Source organism: Pseudomonas sp. Marseille-QA0892, assembly GCF_054950135.1.
On the sequence record NZ_CM143104.1, the window covers coordinates 4,438,439 to 4,456,340 of the forward strand.

General features: G+C 60.8%; 17 protein-coding genes. 13 read left to right on the forward strand and 4 right to left on the reverse strand.

The window, feature by feature from the left end:
- Positions 1-92: 92 nt before the first annotated feature.
- A complete protein-coding gene (locus ACY8D3_RS20540; RefSeq protein ID WP_462380689.1) occupies positions 93-1,469 on the reverse strand; it encodes a glutamine synthetase family protein in 1,377 nt (458 codons plus the stop codon).
- A gap of 276 nt (positions 1,470-1,745) precedes the next feature.
- Between ACY8D3_RS20540 and ACY8D3_RS20545 the strand changes: the two genes are divergently transcribed.
- From ACY8D3_RS20545 to ACY8D3_RS20580, 8 genes are all read left to right on the forward strand, one after another.
- Positions 1,746-2,498: a gamma-glutamyl-gamma-aminobutyrate hydrolase family protein gene (locus tag ACY8D3_RS20545; protein ID WP_462380690.1), complete on the forward strand. Its 753-nt coding sequence runs from the start codon at positions 1,746-1,748 to the stop codon at positions 2,496-2,498.
- A 98-nt stretch (positions 2,499-2,596) separates the two neighbouring features.
- Positions 2,597-3,955: a glutamine synthetase family protein gene (locus ACY8D3_RS20550; RefSeq protein WP_462380691.1), complete on the forward strand. Its 1,359-nt coding sequence runs from the start codon at positions 2,597-2,599 to the stop codon at positions 3,953-3,955.
- Between the two features lie 76 nt (positions 3,956-4,031).
- Positions 4,032-5,384 carry an aspartate aminotransferase family protein gene (locus tag ACY8D3_RS20555; RefSeq protein ID WP_462380692.1) on the forward strand — a complete coding sequence of 451 codons (1,353 nt, stop codon included), beginning with the start codon at positions 4,032-4,034 and terminating at the stop codon, positions 5,382-5,384.
- A 137-nt stretch (positions 5,385-5,521) separates the two neighbouring features.
- Positions 5,522-6,619 (forward strand): extracellular solute-binding protein, encoded by a 1,098-nt coding sequence (locus ACY8D3_RS20560; RefSeq protein WP_462380693.1) that lies wholly within the window; start codon positions 5,522-5,524, stop codon positions 6,617-6,619.
- A gap of 126 nt (positions 6,620-6,745) precedes the next feature.
- A complete protein-coding gene (locus ACY8D3_RS20565; protein WP_462384473.1) occupies positions 6,746-7,813 on the forward strand; it encodes a polyamine ABC transporter substrate-binding protein in 1,068 nt (355 codons plus the stop codon).
- Between the two features lie 47 nt (positions 7,814-7,860).
- Complete coding sequence (locus ACY8D3_RS20570; protein WP_462380694.1) at positions 7,861-9,015, forward strand: ABC transporter ATP-binding protein; 1,155 nt, start codon at positions 7,861-7,863, stop codon at positions 9,013-9,015.
- Positions 9,016-9,017: 2 nt separating this feature from the next.
- Positions 9,018-9,923: an ABC transporter permease subunit gene (locus ACY8D3_RS20575; protein ID WP_462384475.1), complete on the forward strand. Its 906-nt coding sequence runs from the start codon at positions 9,018-9,020 to the stop codon at positions 9,921-9,923.
- On the forward strand, positions 9,920-10,786 hold the full coding sequence (locus tag ACY8D3_RS20580) for an ABC transporter permease subunit (RefSeq protein ID WP_462380695.1): 867 nt from the start codon (positions 9,920-9,922) through the stop codon (positions 10,784-10,786). Before ACY8D3_RS20575 ends, ACY8D3_RS20580 begins: the two co-directional genes overlap by 4 nt.
- Before the next feature lie 24 nt (positions 10,787-10,810).
- Here ACY8D3_RS20580 and ACY8D3_RS20585 read toward each other — a convergent pair whose 3' ends face one another.
- Positions 10,811-11,095: a hypothetical protein gene (locus tag ACY8D3_RS20585; RefSeq protein ID WP_462380696.1), complete on the reverse strand. Its 285-nt coding sequence runs from the start codon at positions 11,093-11,095 to the stop codon at positions 10,811-10,813.
- Positions 11,096-11,220: 125 nt separating this feature from the next.
- On the opposite strand from ACY8D3_RS20585, the gene ACY8D3_RS20590 reads away from it, so the two are divergent.
- On the forward strand, positions 11,221-12,147 hold the full coding sequence (locus tag ACY8D3_RS20590) for an alpha/beta hydrolase (protein ID WP_462380697.1): 927 nt from the start codon (positions 11,221-11,223) through the stop codon (positions 12,145-12,147).
- Positions 12,148-12,154: 7 nt separating this feature from the next.
- Here the strand turns inward: ACY8D3_RS20590 and ACY8D3_RS20595 are convergent, their stop codons facing one another.
- Positions 12,155-12,907 carry a hypothetical protein gene (locus ACY8D3_RS20595; protein WP_462380698.1) on the reverse strand — a complete coding sequence of 251 codons (753 nt, stop codon included), beginning with the start codon at positions 12,905-12,907 and terminating at the stop codon, positions 12,155-12,157.
- Between the two features lie 212 nt (positions 12,908-13,119).
- Here ACY8D3_RS20595 and ACY8D3_RS20600 point away from each other — a divergent pair, with 212 nt between their 5' ends.
- Both ACY8D3_RS20600 and ACY8D3_RS20605 read left to right on the forward strand, forming a co-directional pair.
- Positions 13,120-13,743: a 2OG-Fe(II) oxygenase gene (locus tag ACY8D3_RS20600; protein WP_462384477.1), complete on the forward strand. Its 624-nt coding sequence runs from the start codon at positions 13,120-13,122 to the stop codon at positions 13,741-13,743.
- A 5-nt stretch (positions 13,744-13,748) separates the two neighbouring features.
- Positions 13,749-14,249, forward strand: a complete 501-nt coding sequence (locus ACY8D3_RS20605) for a 2-thiouracil desulfurase family protein (RefSeq protein ID WP_462380699.1) — start codon at positions 13,749-13,751, stop codon at positions 14,247-14,249.
- Positions 14,250-14,283: 34 nt separating this feature from the next.
- Here the strand turns inward: ACY8D3_RS20605 and ppx are convergent, their stop codons facing one another.
- Entirely contained in the window at positions 14,284-15,789 is a 1,506-nt protein-coding gene (gene ppx / locus ACY8D3_RS20610) for an exopolyphosphatase (RefSeq protein ID WP_462380701.1), read from the reverse strand.
- Positions 15,790-16,044: 255 nt separating this feature from the next.
- Between ppx and trxA the strand changes: the two genes are divergently transcribed.
- Positions 16,045-16,371, forward strand: a complete 327-nt coding sequence (gene trxA / locus ACY8D3_RS20615; RefSeq protein WP_462380702.1) for a thioredoxin TrxA — start codon at positions 16,045-16,047, stop codon at positions 16,369-16,371.
- 228 nt (positions 16,372-16,599) lie between these two features.
- Entirely contained in the window at positions 16,600-17,862 is a 1,263-nt protein-coding gene (rho, locus tag ACY8D3_RS20620) for a transcription termination factor Rho (protein ID WP_462380704.1), read from the forward strand.
- The last annotated feature ends 40 nt before the right edge of the window (positions 17,863-17,902 follow it).

A 17,902-nucleotide genomic window follows, 5' to 3' on the forward strand; every position in this document is an offset into this window, starting at 1 on the left:
CAGCGGCCGGCTGAAGCCAAACCTACAGGCATGAGGACGAGGGCTGGAACAAAAACGCCATGCATCAGCATGGCGTTTTTATGCGTCGATCATCACACCGTATGCAGGTACCAGTTGTATTCGAGGTCCGAGATCGAGTGCTCGAATTCCTCCAGCTCGCTTTCCTTGCACGCGACGAAGATGTCGATGTACTCGGGGCTGATATAGCGGTTGATGATCTCGCTGTCGTCGAGCTGCCGGAGCGCGTCGCGCAGGTTGTTCGGCAAGCACGGTTCCATCTGCTCGTAGGCGTTGCCCACCACCGGAGCGCCGGGCTCGACCTGGTTGGTCAGGCCATGGTGGATGCCGGCGAGAATCGCGGCCATCATCAGGTAAGGGTTGGCATCGGCCCCGGCAACACGGTGCTCAAGCCGGACGGCCTCGGAGGCCCCCGTTGGTACGCGCAGGGCAACCGTGCGGTTATCCAGGCCCCAGCTCGGTGCATTGGGCACATAGAATTGCGCGCCGAAACGGCGGTACGAGTTCACGTTAGGGCAGAGGAAGGCCATTGAAGCCGGCATGGTCTCGAGCACACCGCCGACCGCGTGGCGCAACGCGGCGTTCTGCTCGGGATCATCACTGGCGAAGATGTTGTTGCCGTCCTTGTCCAGTAGCGAAATATGTACGTGCAGTCCGTTGCCCGCCTGGCCCGGGTAGGGCTTGGCCATGAAGGTGGTATCCATCTCATGGTCGTAGGCGATGTTTTTCACGAGGCGCTTCAGCAGCACGGCGTGATCGCAGGCCTTCAGCGCATCTTCGGTGTAGTGAAGGTTGACCTCGAATTGCGCAGGTGCACTTTCCTTGACGATGGCGTCGGCCGGCAGGCCCTGCACTTTTGCCCCTTCCAGCATGTCCTGCAGGCAGTCCGCGTACTCGTCCAGGTCGTCGATCAAATAGACCTGCGTCGAGTGCGGGCGCTTGCCTGAGATGGGAGAGCGTGGCGGCTGTGGGCGCCCGTTCACGTTTTCCTGGTCGATCAGGTAAAACTCGAGTTCGAACGCGGCGCAGATGGTCAGGCCCATCTCGTCGAACTTCTCGACGACGCTACGCAGGACTTCACGGGGATCGGCAAAGAAAGGCCGACCATCGAGTTCGTGCATGGTCATCAGTAGTTGGGCGGTGGGGCGTTTCTGCCAGGGCTCGCTGCTGAGCGTGCCGGGGATGGGATAGCAGATTCGGTCCGCATCGCCGATATCCAGCCCAAGGCCGGTGCTTTCGACGGTGGAGCCATTGATGTCGAGGGCAAAGAGTGAAGCGGGGAGATTGATGCCTTTTTCGTAGACCTTGGTGAGACTGGCGCGCTCGATGCGCTTGCCACGAACCACCCCATTCATATCTGCAATGAGGAGATCTACGAACTGCACCTCGGGATGTTCCTCAAGGAACGCGTTCGCTTCTTCCAGCTGAACGGCACGCGGGGGTACCGACATGATGCAACACCTGTGTTGTTAAAAATTTCAATCATTCGAACCGCTGTATGGAGTCAATCCGAAACCCCATGGCCTGTCAATAGCGGTCCAGTGCGCCCCAAAAATGGGCTCGAATGGCCTTTTTTGGAGCAACAGCCGAAGCCGGTCCATCTGGCTTGGGCGCTACGGTTGGCGGGCCTTGGCGTGGGTGTGTTCAATTTTTTACACCCGTGTTGTGGAAAAAAATGAACGGCGCTAAGCTCGATTCAGACCCACAACAGCACAGATCGGTGCCTCATGTCTCGCCCGCCCATCGTTGGTGTGACCGCATGCAGCAAGCAACTCGGTCCGCATCCTTTTCATATTGCCGGCGACAAGTACGTACGAGCGGTCTCGCTCGGCGCCGGAGGCATGCCCCTGATCATACCCGCTCTTGGTGACCTTCTGGACGTCGACGCGCTGCTGGAGAGTCTCGACGGGCTTTTGTTCACCGGGTCCCCATCCAATGTGCAGCCATACCTCTATCACGGGCCTGACAGCGATCCCGGCACGCTCCACGACCCCGAGCGGGACAGTACGACACTGCCGCTGCTCAAGCGCGCGGTAGCGCTTGGCATCCCTGTACTTGGCGTATGCCGGGGCTTTCAGGAGATGAACGTGGCTTTTGGTGGGTCTTTGTATCAAAAGGTTCATGAAGTCGGGTGCTTCATGGACCATCGTGAACCCCACGATGAGCCCATTGAGGTTCAATATGCGCCCGTGCATTCGCTGAAGGTGCAGCCGGGCGGGGTGCTCGAATCCCTTGGCTTGCCTGGCGAGTTCCAGGTCAATTCCATTCATGCTCAGGGCATTCAGACACTGGCGCCCGGCTTGCGCGTCGAGGGGCTCGCGCCTGATGGCTTGATCGAGGCCGTATCCGTAGAAGGCGCGCCTGCCTTTGCCTTGGGGGTGCAATGGCACCCAGAGTGGCAAGTGCGCTCCAATCCGCAGTATCTCGCCATCTTCCAGGCCTTCGGCGAGGCCTGTCGCGAGCGGGCGAGGTCGCGCTGAGCCGGCGCCGAGCGCCGGTATCCGGGGTGGCCTGGCAGACGAATGCGGCAGCAGCCGGATGCGTCGCATAACGGGTACCTCAAAAACTAGAGGTCTTTATGACTACCACGCTAGACCAGCTAACAAGCTGGCTGAAAGAACGAAAGATCACCGAAGTGGAATGCCTGATCAGCGACCTGACCGGTATCGCCCGCGGCAAGATCTCGCCTACCAACAAGTTTCTCGACGAGAAGGGCATGCGGCTGCCGGAAAGTGTACTGCTGCAGACCGTGACCGGCGATTACGTCGAGGATGACATCTACTACGACCTGCTCGATCCGGCGGACATCGACATGTTCTGCCGTCCCGATGCCGGGGCCATTTACATGGTGCCCTGGGCGATCGAGCCGACAGCGATGGTCATTCACGACACCTTCGACAAGATGGGCAATCCCATCGAGCTGTCGCCGCGCAATATCCTCAAGAAGGTCCTCAAGCTGTACGCCGACCACGGATGGCGCCCAATCGTCGCGCCGGAAATGGAGTTCTACCTGACCAAGCGCTGTGAAGACCCGGACCTTCCGTTGCAGGTCCCACTCGGCCGCTCTGGCCGTCCGGAAACCGGTCGCCAGTCCTTCTCCATCGATGCGGCCAACGAGTTCGACCCGTTGTTCGAGGACATGTATGACTGGTGCGAGATGCAGGAGCTCGACCTGGATACCCTCATCCATGAGGAAGGCCCTGCGCAGATGGAAATCAACTTCCGTCACGGCGATGCGCTGCACCTGGCTGACCAGATCACCGTATTCAAGCGCACCATGCGCGAAGCCGCACTCAAGCACAACGTGGCCGCGACCTTCATGGCCAAGCCCATCACGGACGAACCCGGCAGTGCAATGCATCTGCACCAGAGCGTCGTTGATATGGAGACGGGCAAGAACATCTTCTCGACCGAAGACGGGGCGATGAGCGAGCTGTTCCTGCACCACGTCGGCGGCCTTCAGAAGTTCATTCCGGAGCTGCTGCCGCTATTCGCGCCGAACGTGAACTCGTTCCGTCGCTTCCTGCCGGATACCTCAGCGCCGGTGAACGTCGAATGGGGTGAAGAGAACCGTACGGTAGGCCTTCGCGTACCTGACGCATCACCTCAGAACCGCCGGGTGGAGAACCGCCTCGCCGGTGCGGACGCCAACCCCTATCTCGCCATTGCCGCGAGCCTGCTCTGTGGCTACATCGGGATGGTTGAGGGGATTCGGCCCAGCGCCCAGGTCAAGGGCCGTGGTTACGAGCGGCGCAATTTGCGGCTGCCGCTGACCATCGAGGATGCGCTGGAGCGCCTCGAAAACTGCAAGGCGATCGAAAAATACCTCGGCGAAAAATTCATCCGCGGGTACGTCGCGGTCAAGCGCGCCGAGCACGAGAACTACAAGCGAGTCATCAGCTCATGGGAACGCGAGTTCCTGCTGTTCTCGGTATGACGTTCAGGCGGTGTCGCAGGCACCGCCTCTTTCTCTCAAGGACATGATTCGTCCAATTAGAAGCAGGAGGCCAGACATGACCAACCAGACGCGCGAATGGCAAGACCTCAGCCGCGACCATCACCTGCCGCCCTTCACCGACTACAAGCAGCTCAACGCCAAGGGCGCACGCATCATTACACGTGCCGAGGGCGTGTACCTCTGGGACAGCGAGGGCAATAAGATCCTCGACGGGATGGCCGGGCTCTGGTGTGTCAATGTCGGCTATGGACGCAAAGAGCTGGCTGACGCGGCGTATCGCCAGATGCAGGAGCTGCCGTACTACAACCTGTTTTTCCAGACCGCCCATCCACCGGCACTTGAGCTTGCCAAGGCGATCGCAGATGTCGCGCCGGAAGGCATGAACCATGTGTTCTTCACGGGTTCGGGCTCCGAGTCCAACGATACCGTGCTGCGCATGGTGCGCCATTATTGGGCAACCAAGGGTCAGCCTCAGAAGAAGGTCGTGATCGGTCGCTGGAACGGTTACCACGGCTCCACCGTCGCCGGCGTTAGCCTCGGCGGCATGAAAGCACTGCACGGACAGGGTGATCTACCGATCCCGGGTATCGAGCATATCCCGCAGCCGTACTGGTATGGCGAGGGCGCCGACATGTCGCCGGACGATTTCGGCGTCTGGGCCGCCGAGCAGCTTGAGAAGAAGATTCTGGAGATTGGTGAGGACAACGTGGCCGCGTTCATCGCCGAGCCGATCCAGGGCGCAGGCGGCGTGATCGTTCCCCCTGAAACCTACTGGCCGAAGGTGCGCGAGATCCTTTCGCGGTACGACATTCTCTTCATCGCCGATGAAGTGATCTGTGGCTTCGGGCGCACCGGCGAATGGTTCGGCTCCCAGTATTACGGCATCACCCCGGATCTCATGCCCATCGCGAAAGGGCTTACCTCCGGCTACATCCCCATGGGGGGCGTGATTGTGCGTGACGACGTCGTCGCGACGTTGAACGAAGGTGGCGAGTTCTATCACGGGTTCACCTACTCCGGGCACCCAGTAGCCGCCGCGGTGGCATTGGAAAACATCCGGATTCTCAAGCAGGAAGGTATCGTCGAACGTGTGAAGACCCAGACGGCACCTTATTTGCAGCAGCGCTGGCGGGAGCTTGCAGATCATCCGCTGGTCGGCGAGGCGCGCGGTGTGGGCATGGTCGGTGCACTGGAACTGGTCAAAAACAAGGACACACGCGAGCGTTTCGAGGGCGGCGTCGGCATGCTCTGCCGCGAACACTGCTTCCAGAATGGCCTGATCATGCGCGCCGTCGGCGACACCATGATCATCTCGCCTCCACTGGTGATCGGGAACGCGGAAATCGATGAGCTGATCGACAAGGCCAGAACCTGCCTCGACCTGACGGAACGGGCCCTGCGATCGTGATGAATGGACGAACGCCGAAGTTGTAAATCGGCGTTCGAACTTACAGACTTCGCGCTGCGCTGGCTCCTTTGCAGAAAGGGGGACAAAAAAAGGCGTGGCGGTGACCGCCGGACCAATGAGAATCACAGGAGCTGTACATGAAGATTTTCGGCAAGACCTTGCTCGCCATGGCGCTAACGAGTGCCATCGGTGGCGTCGCACAAGCCCAGGAAAAGGTGTTGCACGTTTACAACTGGTCGGATTACATCGCCGAGGACACCCTGGCGAACTTCCAGAAAGAAACGGGCATCAAGGTGGTCTATGACGTCTTCGACAGCAACGAGACGCTCGAAGCCAAGCTCCTGTCCGGCAATTCCGGCTACGACATCGTCGTGCCGTCCAACCCGTTCCTGGCCAAGCAGATCAAGGCTGGCGTGTTCCAGAAACTGGACAAGTCCAAGCTGCCGAACTGGAAAAACCTCGATCCGGCATTGCTGAAGGCGCTCGACTCAAGCGATCCGGGCAACCAGTACGCCATTCCATACATGTGGGGCACCATCGGCATCGGCTATAACGTCGAGAAGGTGAAGGCCGCTCTGGGTACCGACGCGCCCGTTGATAGCTGGGATCTGGTGTTCAAGCCCGAGAACATGGAAAAGCTGAAATCGTGCGGCGTATCGTTCCTCGACTCGCCAACCGAAATCATTCCGGCTGCGCTTCACTACCTGGGCTTCGCCGAAGACAGCGGCAAGGCCGACGAGCTGAAGAAAGCCGAAGAGCTGTTCCTGTCGATCCGGCCGGACGTCGCCTACTTCCATTCGTCCAAGTACATTTCCGACCTCGCCAACGGCAACACCTGCGTAGCGATCGGTTACTCCGGTGACATCTACCAGGCCAAGTCGCGCGCCGAGGAAGCCAATAACGGTGTGAACATCAGCTACAACATTCCGAAGGAAGGCGCCGGTGCCTTCTTCGACATGCTCGCTGTGCCTGCCGATGCCAAGAATGCCGAAAACGCCCACGCGTTCCTCAACTACCTGATGGAGCCGAAGGTGATGGCGGATATCACCAACTACGTTCAGTTCCCGAACGGCAACAAGGCCGCCACTGAGCTGGTAGATGAAGCCATTCGCACCGACCCGGGTGTCTACCCGAGCGAGGATGTCATGGCGAAGATCTACACCTTCCCGGATCTGGATCCGAAAACGCAGCGTGCCATGACGCGCAGCTGGACGCGTATCAAGTCCGGTCAGTAAGCCTTGACCCGGGCCTTCGGGCTCGGCGTGTTCCCGCCGGTGCGCCTCGTGCGCGCCGGTGCCCTGCGTGACACACGTTCAACAAAAAGGAGCTGACGAGTGCGATCGTCTACCCGCCATAGCCTGATGGCTGCCGCGCTTGGCCTGGTGTTTACCGGTGCTTCCCACGCCCAAGGGGTGGTGCACATCTACAACTGGACCGACTACATCGGTGAGAACACACTGGAAGACTTCCAGAATGCCACGGGTATCAAGCCTGTCTACGACGTGTTCGATTCCAACGAAACGCTCGAAGGCAAGCTACTTGCCGGTCGCTCCGGCTACGACGTGGTCGTGCCCACGAATCATTTCCTCGGCAAGCAGATCAGGGCGGGTGCGTTCCGCAAACTCGATCGCGGCCAGTTGCCGAATTTCAAGAACCTGGATCCGGCGTTGCTAAAGCAGCTGGAGAAGAACGATCCAGGTAACCAGTATGCTGTGCCGTACCTGTGGGGTACGAACGGGATCGGCTACAACGTGGAGAAGGTCAAGGAAGTGCTTGGGGTCGACACGCTCGATTCCTGGTCGGCTATCTTCGAGCCGGAGAACATGAAGAAGCTCAGCAAGTGCGGCGTGTCGTTCATGGATTCGCCGGACGAAGTGCTTCCCGCGATGCTGCGCTACCTGGGGCTCGATCCCAACACCACGAGCGCGGACGACTATGCCAAGGCCGAGGCCAAGCTGATGGAAGTCCGCCCGTACGTGACCTATTTCCATTCCTCGAAATACGTCTCGGACCTTGCCAACGGCAACATCTGCGTGGCCTTCGGCTATTCGGGTGATGTTTTCCAGGCGGCCGACCGTGCCGAAGAGGCCGGAAAGGGCGTCGAAATCGCTTATGCGATCCCGAAGGAGGGTGCGAACCTGTGGTTCGACATGCTGGCGATCCCGGCGGATGCGAAGAACGTGAAGGAGGCGCATGCCTTCATCGACTATCTGCTGCAGCCCGAAGTGATTGCCGAGGTCAGTGACTACGTCGGCTATGCCAACCCGAACCCGGCATCCGACGAATACATGGACCCGAGCGTGCGCGAGGACGATTCCGTCTATCCGCCGCAGGCGGTACTCGACAACCTGTATATCCAGGCCGAGCTGCCACCCAACATGCAGCGGATCGCAACCCGCAGCTGGACAAAGATCAAGTCCGGTCAGTAACCGATACAAGGGCCTGTGTGACAGGCCCTCTTTAGGAGTCCCCGCCTATGGCAGTCGCTACCAGCGCCTTTAAGAAGGCCGTCGAAGGCAGCCAGCAACCCAAGGAAACGTTGGTCAGGATCGACCGGGTAACCAAGAAATTCGATGAAACGGTGGCGGTGGACGATGTTTCGCTGAGCATCAACAAAGGCGAAATCTTCGCGCTGCTGGGTGGTTCCGGTTCCGGAAAGTCCACTCTGCTGCGCATGCTTGCCGGCTTCGAGCGGCCCACCGAAGGGCGCATTTTCCTCGATGGCCAGGACATCACCAACATGCCGCCTTACGACCGGCCCATCAACATGATGTTCCAGTCCTATGCCCTGTTCCCACACATGACGGTTGCGCAGAACATCGCGTTTGGTCTCAAGCAGGATCGGATGGCCAAGGCCGAGATCGACGAGCGTGTCGCCGAGATGCTCAAGCTCGTGCACATGTCCCAGTACGCAAAGCGCAAGCCGCATCAGCTCTCGGGTGGCCAGCGCCAGCGCGTCGCGCTTGCCCGCTCGCTGGCTAAACGGCCGAAGCTGTTGCTGCTCGACGAGCCCATGGGCGCGCTGGACAAGAAGCTGCGCTCGCAGATGCAGCTGGAACTGGTCGAGATCATCGAGCGGGTCGGTGTGACCTGCGTGATGGTGACGCACGACCAGGAAGAAGCCATGACCATGGCTCAGCGCATCGCAATCATGCACCTTGGTTGGATCGCTCAGGTCGGTAGCCCCATGGATATCTATGAAACACCCGCCAGCCGCCTGGTGTGCGAGTTCATTGGTAACGTGAACCTGTTTGACGGCGAGCTGACCCACGATGATTCGGACCACGCGATCATCACCTGCCCGACGCTCGAGCGACCCATCTATATCGGCCATGGCATCAGTACACGCGCCGAAGACAAGCGCGTGACCTACGCGCTACGCCCGGAGAAGGTACAGGTCAGCCTCAGCAAGCCCGAGGACCTTGAACACGACGGCTACAACTGGGACCAGGGCATCGTCTACGACATCGCCTACCTGGGTGGCCATTCGGTGTATTACATCAAGCTGAACTCAGGCCTGGTGGTACAGGCGTTCATGGCCAACTCCGAGCGACACGTGAAGCGGCCAACCTGGGATCAGGCGGTGTACGTCAGCTGGTATGACGACAGTGGCGTGGTGCTGCAGTCATGAGCATGCGCGGAGGCCTGCTCAAGCGTCTGTTCGATGGCCGCCGCCTGGTCATCGGGATTCCCTTCGCCTGGTTGTTCCTGTTCTTCCTGCTGCCGTTCTTCATCGTCCTGAAGATCAGCTTCTCGGAAGCCGCCGTAGCGATTCCGCCCTATACGGATATCTTTACGTGGGCCGACCAGCAGCTGACGGTGGTGCTCAACCTGGGCAACTACCTCTTCCTGACCGAAGACGACCTGTACCTGTATGCGTACCTGGGCTCACTGAAGATTGCACTCATCAGTACGTTGCTCTGCTTGTTCATCGGCTATCCAATGGCCTATGCCATTGCGCGCTCCAGTCGTCAGGCGCAGACGGTGCTGTTGCTGCTGATCATGATGCCGACATGGACTGCGATCCTCATTCGTGTGTATGCATGGATGGGATTGTTGAGCAGCAGTGGCCTTATCAACCAGTTCCTCATGGGAATCGGTCTGATCAGTTCGCCCTTGCGCATGCTCAACACGGATTTCGCCGTATACGTGGGCATCGTCTACTCGTATCTGCCGTTCATGATCCTGCCGTTGTTCGCCAACCTGGTGAAGCACGACGAGAGTCTGCTCGAAGCGGCGTCCGACCTGGGCGCCAGCCGCTTTACCAGCTTCTGGCGTATCACCGTGCCACTCTCGAAGAACGGCATCATTGCCGGCTGCATGCTGGTGTTCATCCCGGCGGTCGGTGAGTTCGTGATCCCTGAACTGTTGGGTGGTCCCGAAACGCTGATGATTGGGCGGGTGCTGTGGCAGGAGTTCTTCGCCAACCGCGACTGGCCAATTGCGTCGGCGCTGGCGGTGATCATGCTGCTCATCCTCATCATTCCGATCATCCTGTTCAACCGGAACCAGGCCAAGGCGCTGGAGGGCAAGGCATGAAGCGTATCGGTTTCGCCGAGGTCATGCTCTGTCTGGGGCTGATCTTCATCTACCTGCCCATGGTGATCCTCGTCATCTACTCGTTCAACGCGTCGCGCCTGGTGACGGTGTGGGGCGGGTGGTCGACGCACTGGTACGCGGGGCTGCTGGACAACGCCCAGTTGATGGGGGCGGTGTTCCGCTCCCTCACGATCGCGTTCTACACGGCCATCAGTTCGGTGTTCCTGGGTACGCTGGCGGCTTTCGTGCTGACACGCATCCCGCGCTTTCGCGGGCGCACGCTGTTCGGCGGGATCGTGACAGCGCCATTGGTCATGCCGGAAGTGATCACCGGTCTGTCGCTGTTGCTGCTCTTCGTGGCGATGGCGCAGATGATCGGCTGGCCGGCCGAGCGGGGGATGACGACGATCTGGATCGCGCACACCAGCTTCTGTGCATCCTACGTCGCCGTAGTGGTGTCATCTCGCTTGCGGGAGCTGGACCTGTCTATCGAGGAAGCCGCGATGGATCTGGGCGCGCGCCCCTGGAAGGTATTCGTGTTGATCACGATTCCAATGATCGCGCCGTCACTGATGGCAGGCGCCATGATGTCCTTCGCGCTCTCGTTGGATGACCTGGTGCTGGCGAGTTTCGTTTCCGGACCCGGTTCGACCACGCTCCCCATGGAGATCTTTTCGGCGGTGCGCCTTGGCGTGAAGCCGGAAATCAATGCGGTAGCAAGTCTGATCCTGCTGGCGGTGTCACTGTTCACCTTCATGGCCTGGTACTTCACGCAGCGCGCTGAAAAGCGCCGTATCCAGGCGATGCGCCAAGCGATGGAAGAGACCACTGGCGCTGCGCAGGCCCAGCCCGCTCAAGCCTGACGGGAAGACCGCCCCTTGATCGGTTCAGGGGCGGCGACCTGGAGAGGCGGGCGCGTTCGTCGAGCCCGGCGCAACCTCCGGAGGCAGCCGCTCACTACGTGGGCGCTGCTGATTTTCCTGCTCCAGCGTCTGGTCTTCAGCGGGTGGCGCGGATGGCCGCGTTGTCCGCTCGGGCTCCATCCGATGTTGCTCACTGTCCAGGGGGGCCGGTGGCGTATCCGGCACGGTCGGACCGGTACCCTGGGCAAATGCCATGGTTGTCATCAAGCCCAAACCGATTCCCAGCCATCCGCTTCGTGCGCCTTTCATGGCATGCTCTCTACGCTGTCGATAAAGATTGGGCTTCGCCTTGCCGGTGTTGGTTCTTTTCACCGGCGTCGTTCCGAGGAGCGGCGCCTGCTCGTGGTTGCGGGCAAAAAGTCTATGGATTACGCATGCCTTCCATTTTCGATCCGTCCGCCCTGCGAGATCTCGTAGCCGCCGGAACGCCACCTGATGGGCGCCTACTGCACGTGTACCGACAGTACTACGGCATTGCGCCTGCGGACGTGTTCATCGAGTTCTTCATGTTTCAGGCCGCCAGCTACCGCATCGCTGGGCAGGCGTGGCTGCCCGAGCAGCCAAAGGGCACCTGGGTGCTCCTGCATGGCTATTACGATCATATGGGGCTTTATGGCCACCTGATACGCTGGGCACTTGGCCAGGGTTTCGCCGTCATTGCCTGCGATTTGCCCGGGCACGGCCTGTCCGAAGGCGCACCGGCCAGCATCGAGGATTTCGGGCACTACCACGATGTGCTCATAGCCTTGTTGGGTGAGGCGGACCGGCTCAATTTGCCAGCGCCGTGGCACCTCTGCGGGCAGAGTACCGGCGCGGCGATCGTGGTGGACCATTTGCTGCGCGGCGACGTCCGCGACGAGGTAGGGCGATCGATTCTGTTGGCACCCTTGGTGCGCCCACGTGCCTGGGTACGGTCGCGCTTGAGTTACCACGCATTGAGCCCGTTCGTGCGCGAGTTGCCACGGCGTTTTACGGTCAACTCGACGGACACCGCATTCATCGACTTCGTGCATACGCGGGACCCGCTCCAGGCCAAGGTACTGCCGTCCGCCTGGGTCGGTGCGCTGGCGCGCTGGATTCCGCAGATCGAATCATCGGCGCCTTCACCGCGTCGGCCAATCGTCGTCCAGGGTGATGCGGATTTGACCGTGGATTGGCGCTACAACCTGAAGGTCCTGAAACAGAAATTCGATACGCCACAGACGCTGCTCATACCCGGGGCCCGGCATCACCTCGCCAATGAGCGACGGGAAACGCGGCAGCAGTATCTGGATTTCCTGAAGGTCCAGCTGGAAGAGTGAGATGGCGTCAGGTCGAGGTGCCTGACCCCCTGCTGGACGGGTTCAACGCAGCGCGCAACGCGGCAAGCGCGGCGTCGTAGTATTGCTTGCCCTCCGGCGACTGCACGAATTCGACGAACTCGGCGAGCTCCGCATCGGAGAGGTTGCGGTAGACATGCATCAGGGTGTTGTCGAGGTCTTCATTGATCTGCTCGACGATGCGCTGGCGTTGGCCTTCGACGAGACCCAGTGCGGGGTTCGCTTCGCCGAAGAGCCCCGGCAACATTGAACTCAGGCTGTCGGCCGCAACACCGGCAAGTGCCAGGCTGACCTCGGCGCCGGCCTGGCCCGCCGGTAGCGACTGGGCCAAATGCCGGATCAACAGGCGGCGAGTCGCCTCCGCCTGAGTCCGGGGCAGGCCGTCTGCATACTTGGCCAGTTGCGCAGGCGAGGTCGCCAGTGTTTCCGCCGTTACGATCTTGCGGCCTACGTCGGTCTGGAAAAATTGCAGCGGTGCGCGGGCATCCGCCAGCCGCGACCGCAGCACACCTTGTGCGCGCTGATCCATCGCATCGGGCGCGAAACGGCGGTTGCTGTTCTGTACAAGGGATTGGTAAACCGCCGGCGGCAAGGTGTTCTGATAGCGCTTCTGTGCGGCCGCCAATGCGGCGCCAAAGTGTTCACGCTGGGTGGGCCAACCCGCTGCCTGATAGAGCGCCGTGTAGTCATCCGCCAGGGACGGCAGGGGAAGCAGCAGGAGCAGGGCCAACAGCAGACGCATCTAACACTCCGGACAGGTGGAGGGCGGCGCGTCGGAGGCGCCGGGAGCAATGCGCTATTGTCGGTGGCGCGCGGCAGGCTGTCGAGGCACATGCCGTCGGAAATCGTAAGACGAAAAGGCGCTGTTTCAGCCAGCATGACCTCAGTATCCTGCAAGGTTTCAAGCACATGCCAGATGCCACCGATCTGGCGGTTCGCACAGGACGACTTCTGATGCTTTCGCTCGCGCCCGCTGACCTCACGCTTCAACGCATTGCCGACGATCTGGCCGAGCAGGGCTGGTCCGAGCAACCGGCCTTCCTGCCAGGAAGCCTCATGCATGAACTGGCAGTGGAATGTCGCCAGCGGGCTCGGGCTGGCGAGCTGGCGCCGGCTGCGATCGGGCGGGGCGCTGGCCAGCAGGTTCGCGAAGGCGTTCGCGGGGATCGGATCCTTTGGGTGGAACCCGGGCAGAGTTCGGCCTGTGATCGCTATCTGGATACGCTTGAAGGGTTGCGTGTGGTGCTCAACCAGTCGCTGTTTCTGGGGCTGGAGGACTTCGAAGGGCACTTCGCGTTGTATCCGCCGGGCGCCTTCTACGCACGCCACGTCGACCGATTCAATGACGATGATCGCCGGACGGTCTCGGTGGTGTTCTATTTAAACGAAGAGTGGCAGTCCGAAGACGGCGGTGCGCTACGTCTGCATCAGGGGGACGGCTGGCGCGATATTCCGCCCCTGGGCGGAACGCTGATGGTATTCCTCTCCGCCGGAATGTTGCATGAGGTATTGCCCGCGGCGCGTGATCGGCTGTCGTTGACCGGCTGGTTCCGTCGTCGCGCCGCGCTGCCGCTATGAGCACCATGCTCGCGAAAATACTGGTCAGCCGCTGCCTGCTGGGACAGCGTGTGCGTTACGACGGCGGCGCGCATGGTCCCTTCGATCTGCTGGCGCAGTGGCATGGACAAGGCCGCGTCGTCCCGCTTTGCCCGGAAGTATTCGGTGGCTTGCCGACGCCTCGCGCGCCAGCGGAAATCCCGGGTGGGCAAGGCGCTGACGTACTCGATGGCAAGCGGCCGGTGTTGACGGACGTGGGCGATGATGTGACCGGCGCTTTTGTCCGTGGCGCCAACGAGGCGCTGCAGTTGGTCGAGCAGTACGGGATTCGCATCGCGTTACTCAAGGCCCGCAGTCCGTCCTGTGGCAATGACGAGAATTACGACGGGACGTTCAGTGGGACACGCGTGGCCGGAGAGGGCGTGACCGCGGCTGCGTTGAAGCGTCAGGGTGTCGTCGTATTCAACGAGTCGCAGTTTGCCGAGGCGGCAGCTCTGTTGGCCCAGCTCGACAACGAGGACAGGTAGTGCCGGGCTACCTGTCCAGGCGGGGCGCCCGCACTCAGCGCGCCGTCAGGGTATAGCCGACCCGCTCGAGCCACTGGGCTTCTTGCTCGAAATCGGCTTGGGTCAGCGGGTTGGCTGCGAGCCAGCCGTCCGGGAATACCAGTTCAAGGCTGCGTGGCCCAGCCTTGAGTTGTACGCGTGGCATGTCCTGTGCGCCCCGAATGTGATGGAAGAGAATGGCGAACCGCAGGAGGATGCACAGGCGAACCAGGCGCTCGCTTTCTTCCTCGCTGAACTCGGTGAACTTGTCGAGCGGGATATTGCGACGGTGGCCGCGCACCAGCAGCGCCAGCATCTGCTGGTCCTGGCGCGAGAAGCCGGAAAGATCGGAATGCTCGATCAGGTAGGCGCCATGCTTGTGATAGTGGTAGTGCGCGATATCGAGCCCTATCTCGTGAACACGAGCGCCCCAGGTCAGCAGATCACGTTGCCATTCCTCTTCGAGCTGCCATTCGCGGGCCACCTGCGACAACGCTGACAGCGCCTTGCGCTCGACACGCGCGGCCTGCTCGGTGTCGACGTGGTAGCGTTCCATCAGCGCGCTCAAGGTGCGCTCGCGAACGTCCTCATGCTGATGGCGACCCAGCAGGTCATACAGCACGCCCTCACGCAACGCGCCATCGCAATGGGTCATTTCCTTTACATCAAACGCGTCGAAGATCGCCTCTAGAATCGCGACGCCCGCCGGGAAAATGCTACGGCGGTCTGGCTTGATCCCTTCGAAATCGATCCGAGTAATGTCGCCGAGCTTGAACAGCTTGCGCTTGAGCCATACCAGCCCTTCGTGGTTGACCTCGCCATTGCTGCGGCGCGCGCCTTTCAGCGCAAGGCCCACGGCGCGGATCGTGCCGGACGAACCGATCGCCTCGTCCCAGCCCAGTCGACAGATCGCTGTTTCGATGCCCATCAATTCAAGCCTTGCCGCCGTGTAGGCCTGGGCGTAGCGGGTCTGCGTGATCTTGCCATCACGGAAATAGCGCTGGGTGTAGCTCACGCAGCCCATCTGCAGGCTTTCGCGCAGGAGAGGTTCGAACATCTGGCCGACGATGAACTCGGTACTGCCGCCGCCGATATCGGCAACCAGGCGGCGACCGCTGGTAGCAGGCAGGGTATGTGAGACGCCCAGGTAGATCAGGCGTGCTTCCTCTCGCCCGGAAATGACATCGACTGGATGGCCGAGCAGCGCCTCGGCGCGGCGCAGGAAAACAGCACGGTTGCGCGCCTCGCGCAGGGCATTGGTGCCGACGATCCGGACCGCGCCCTGGGGCAGGCCCGCGACCAGCGGCGCGAAGCGGCGAAGGCAGTCCAGGCCGCGCTGCATGGCTTCTTCGCTCAATTGGCGGTGCTCATCGAGCCCGGCCGCGAGTTGAACCTTTTCGCCAAGGCGTTCGAGGATGCGAATTTCGCCGTGGTCCGCCTTGGCGATAACCATATGGAAACTGTTCGAGCCCAGATCGATGGCAGCGATCAGGGGAAAGGTCTCGGTCAGCTGGGCGGGCATGGAAAGCGTCTCGACTGAAAAACGTCGCCATCGTGCCACGTTAGGTAAATGACGGAAAGCTGCGCTATGCGAGAGATACACGCGGAGCCGGCCGGAAGGGTCGCTTGCCCGGCGGTTTGAACCCTCGACGTAAGCAGGAATCGATTGATAACACTAATCAACGTCATCAGCCGGACATGGGCGGCCAGCGCTTTCAGAGGGCGGCCGACCGGGCTATGATGGCGGCACTTTTGTTTCCGCTTCCGGAGAAACTCAATGAGCGAATTCATCACCCAAGTCAGCGACGCCAGCTTCGAGAAGGACGTCCTTCAAGCGGACGGTCCTGTGCTGGTCGACTACTGGGCCGAATGGTGCGGTCCGTGCAAGATGATTGCGCCGGTGCTGGACGAAGTGGCCAAGGACTATCAGGGCAAGCTTAAGATTTGCAAGCTGAACATTGACGAGAACGCCGACACTCCTCCGAAGTACGGCGTGCGCGGTATCCCGACCCTGATGCTGTTCAAGGGCGGCAATGTCGAAGCGACCAAGGTCGGCGCACTGTCAAAGTCGCAACTGATGGCGTTCCTCGACAGCAATATCTGATCGAGGTCACCGTCTGAAATAAACCCCGCCGCTCGCGGGGTTTTTTTATGGCTGGGTGCTGGACTCGCCTGGGGCTCGGTGTTACATTCGGGCTCCTGCTGCCTCCCCGGCAGCCTTTCCGCACCGCCGCCGCCAACTCATTCGAAGAATTCAGCGCATCTGTCGCTCTCCGCGGCGCGGCCATCCAAGCTATACGCTTCCATACCTTCTCTAATTACGTCCATTCCTATGAATTTGACTGAACTCAAGCAAAAGCCGATCGCCGAACTGCTGGACATGGCGGAGCAAATGGGGCTGGAGAACATGGCCCGCTCCCGCAAGCAGGACGTGATCTTCTCCCTTCTGAAAAAACATGCGAAAAGCGGTGAGGAGATCTCGGGCGACGGCGTGCTGGAGATTCTCCAGGACGGCTTCGGCTTCCTTCGTTCGGCGGATTCCTCCTACCTGGCCGGCCCCGACGACATCTATGTTTCCCCCAGCCAGATCCGCCGCTTCAACTTGCGCACCGGCGACACCATCGTCGGCAAGATCCGCCCTCCCAAGGAAGGCGAGCGCTATTTTGCGCTGCTCAAGGTCGACACGATCAATTTTGATCGTCCGGAAAACGCCAAGAGCAAGATCCTGTTCGAAAACCTGACACCGCTGTTCCCGACCAAGCGCCTGACGATGGAAGCCGGTAACGGTTCCACCGAAGACCTCACCGGCCGCGTGATCGACCTCTGCGCACCTATCGGCAAGGGCCAGCGCGCCCTGATCGTCGCACCGCCAAAGGCGGGCAAGACGATCATGCTGCAGAACATCGCCAGCAACATCACCCGTAACAACCCCGAGTGCTACCTCATCGTGTTGCTCATCGATGAGCGCCCCGAGGAAGTGACCGAGATGCAGCGCACTGTGCGCGGTGAAGTGGTTGCGTCGACGTTCGACGAGCCGCCCGTACGCCACGTGCAGGTCGCCGAGATGGTGATCGAGAAGGCCAAGCGGCTGGTCGAGCACAAGAAGGACGTGGTCATCCTGCTGGATTCCATCACCCGCCTGGCCCGTGCCTACAACACCGTCATCCCGAGCTCCGGCAAGGTACTGACCGGTGGTGTCGACGCCCATGCTCTGGAGAAGCCCAAGCGTTTCTTCGGTGCGGCCCGTAACATCGAAGAGGGCGGCAGCCTGACCATCATTGCAACCGCGCTCGTCGAGACGGGTTCGAAGATGGACGAGGTCATCTACGAGGAATTCAAGGGCACAGGTAACCTCGAGCTCCAGCTCGACCGCCGCGTGGCCGAGAAGCGCGTCTTCCCCGCAATCAACATCAACCGTTCCGGCACACGCCGCGAAGAGTTGCTGACGGGCGAGGAAGAGCTGCAGCGCATCTGGATTCTTCGCAAGATTCTCCACCCGATGGAGGAGATTGCCGCTATCGAGTTCCTGCTCGACAAGCTCAAGGACACCAAGACCAACGACGAGTTTTTCCAGTCGATGCGTCGCAGCAAGTAAACGCAAAGGTGCCAACGAGGCCGGGGAAACCCGGCCTCGT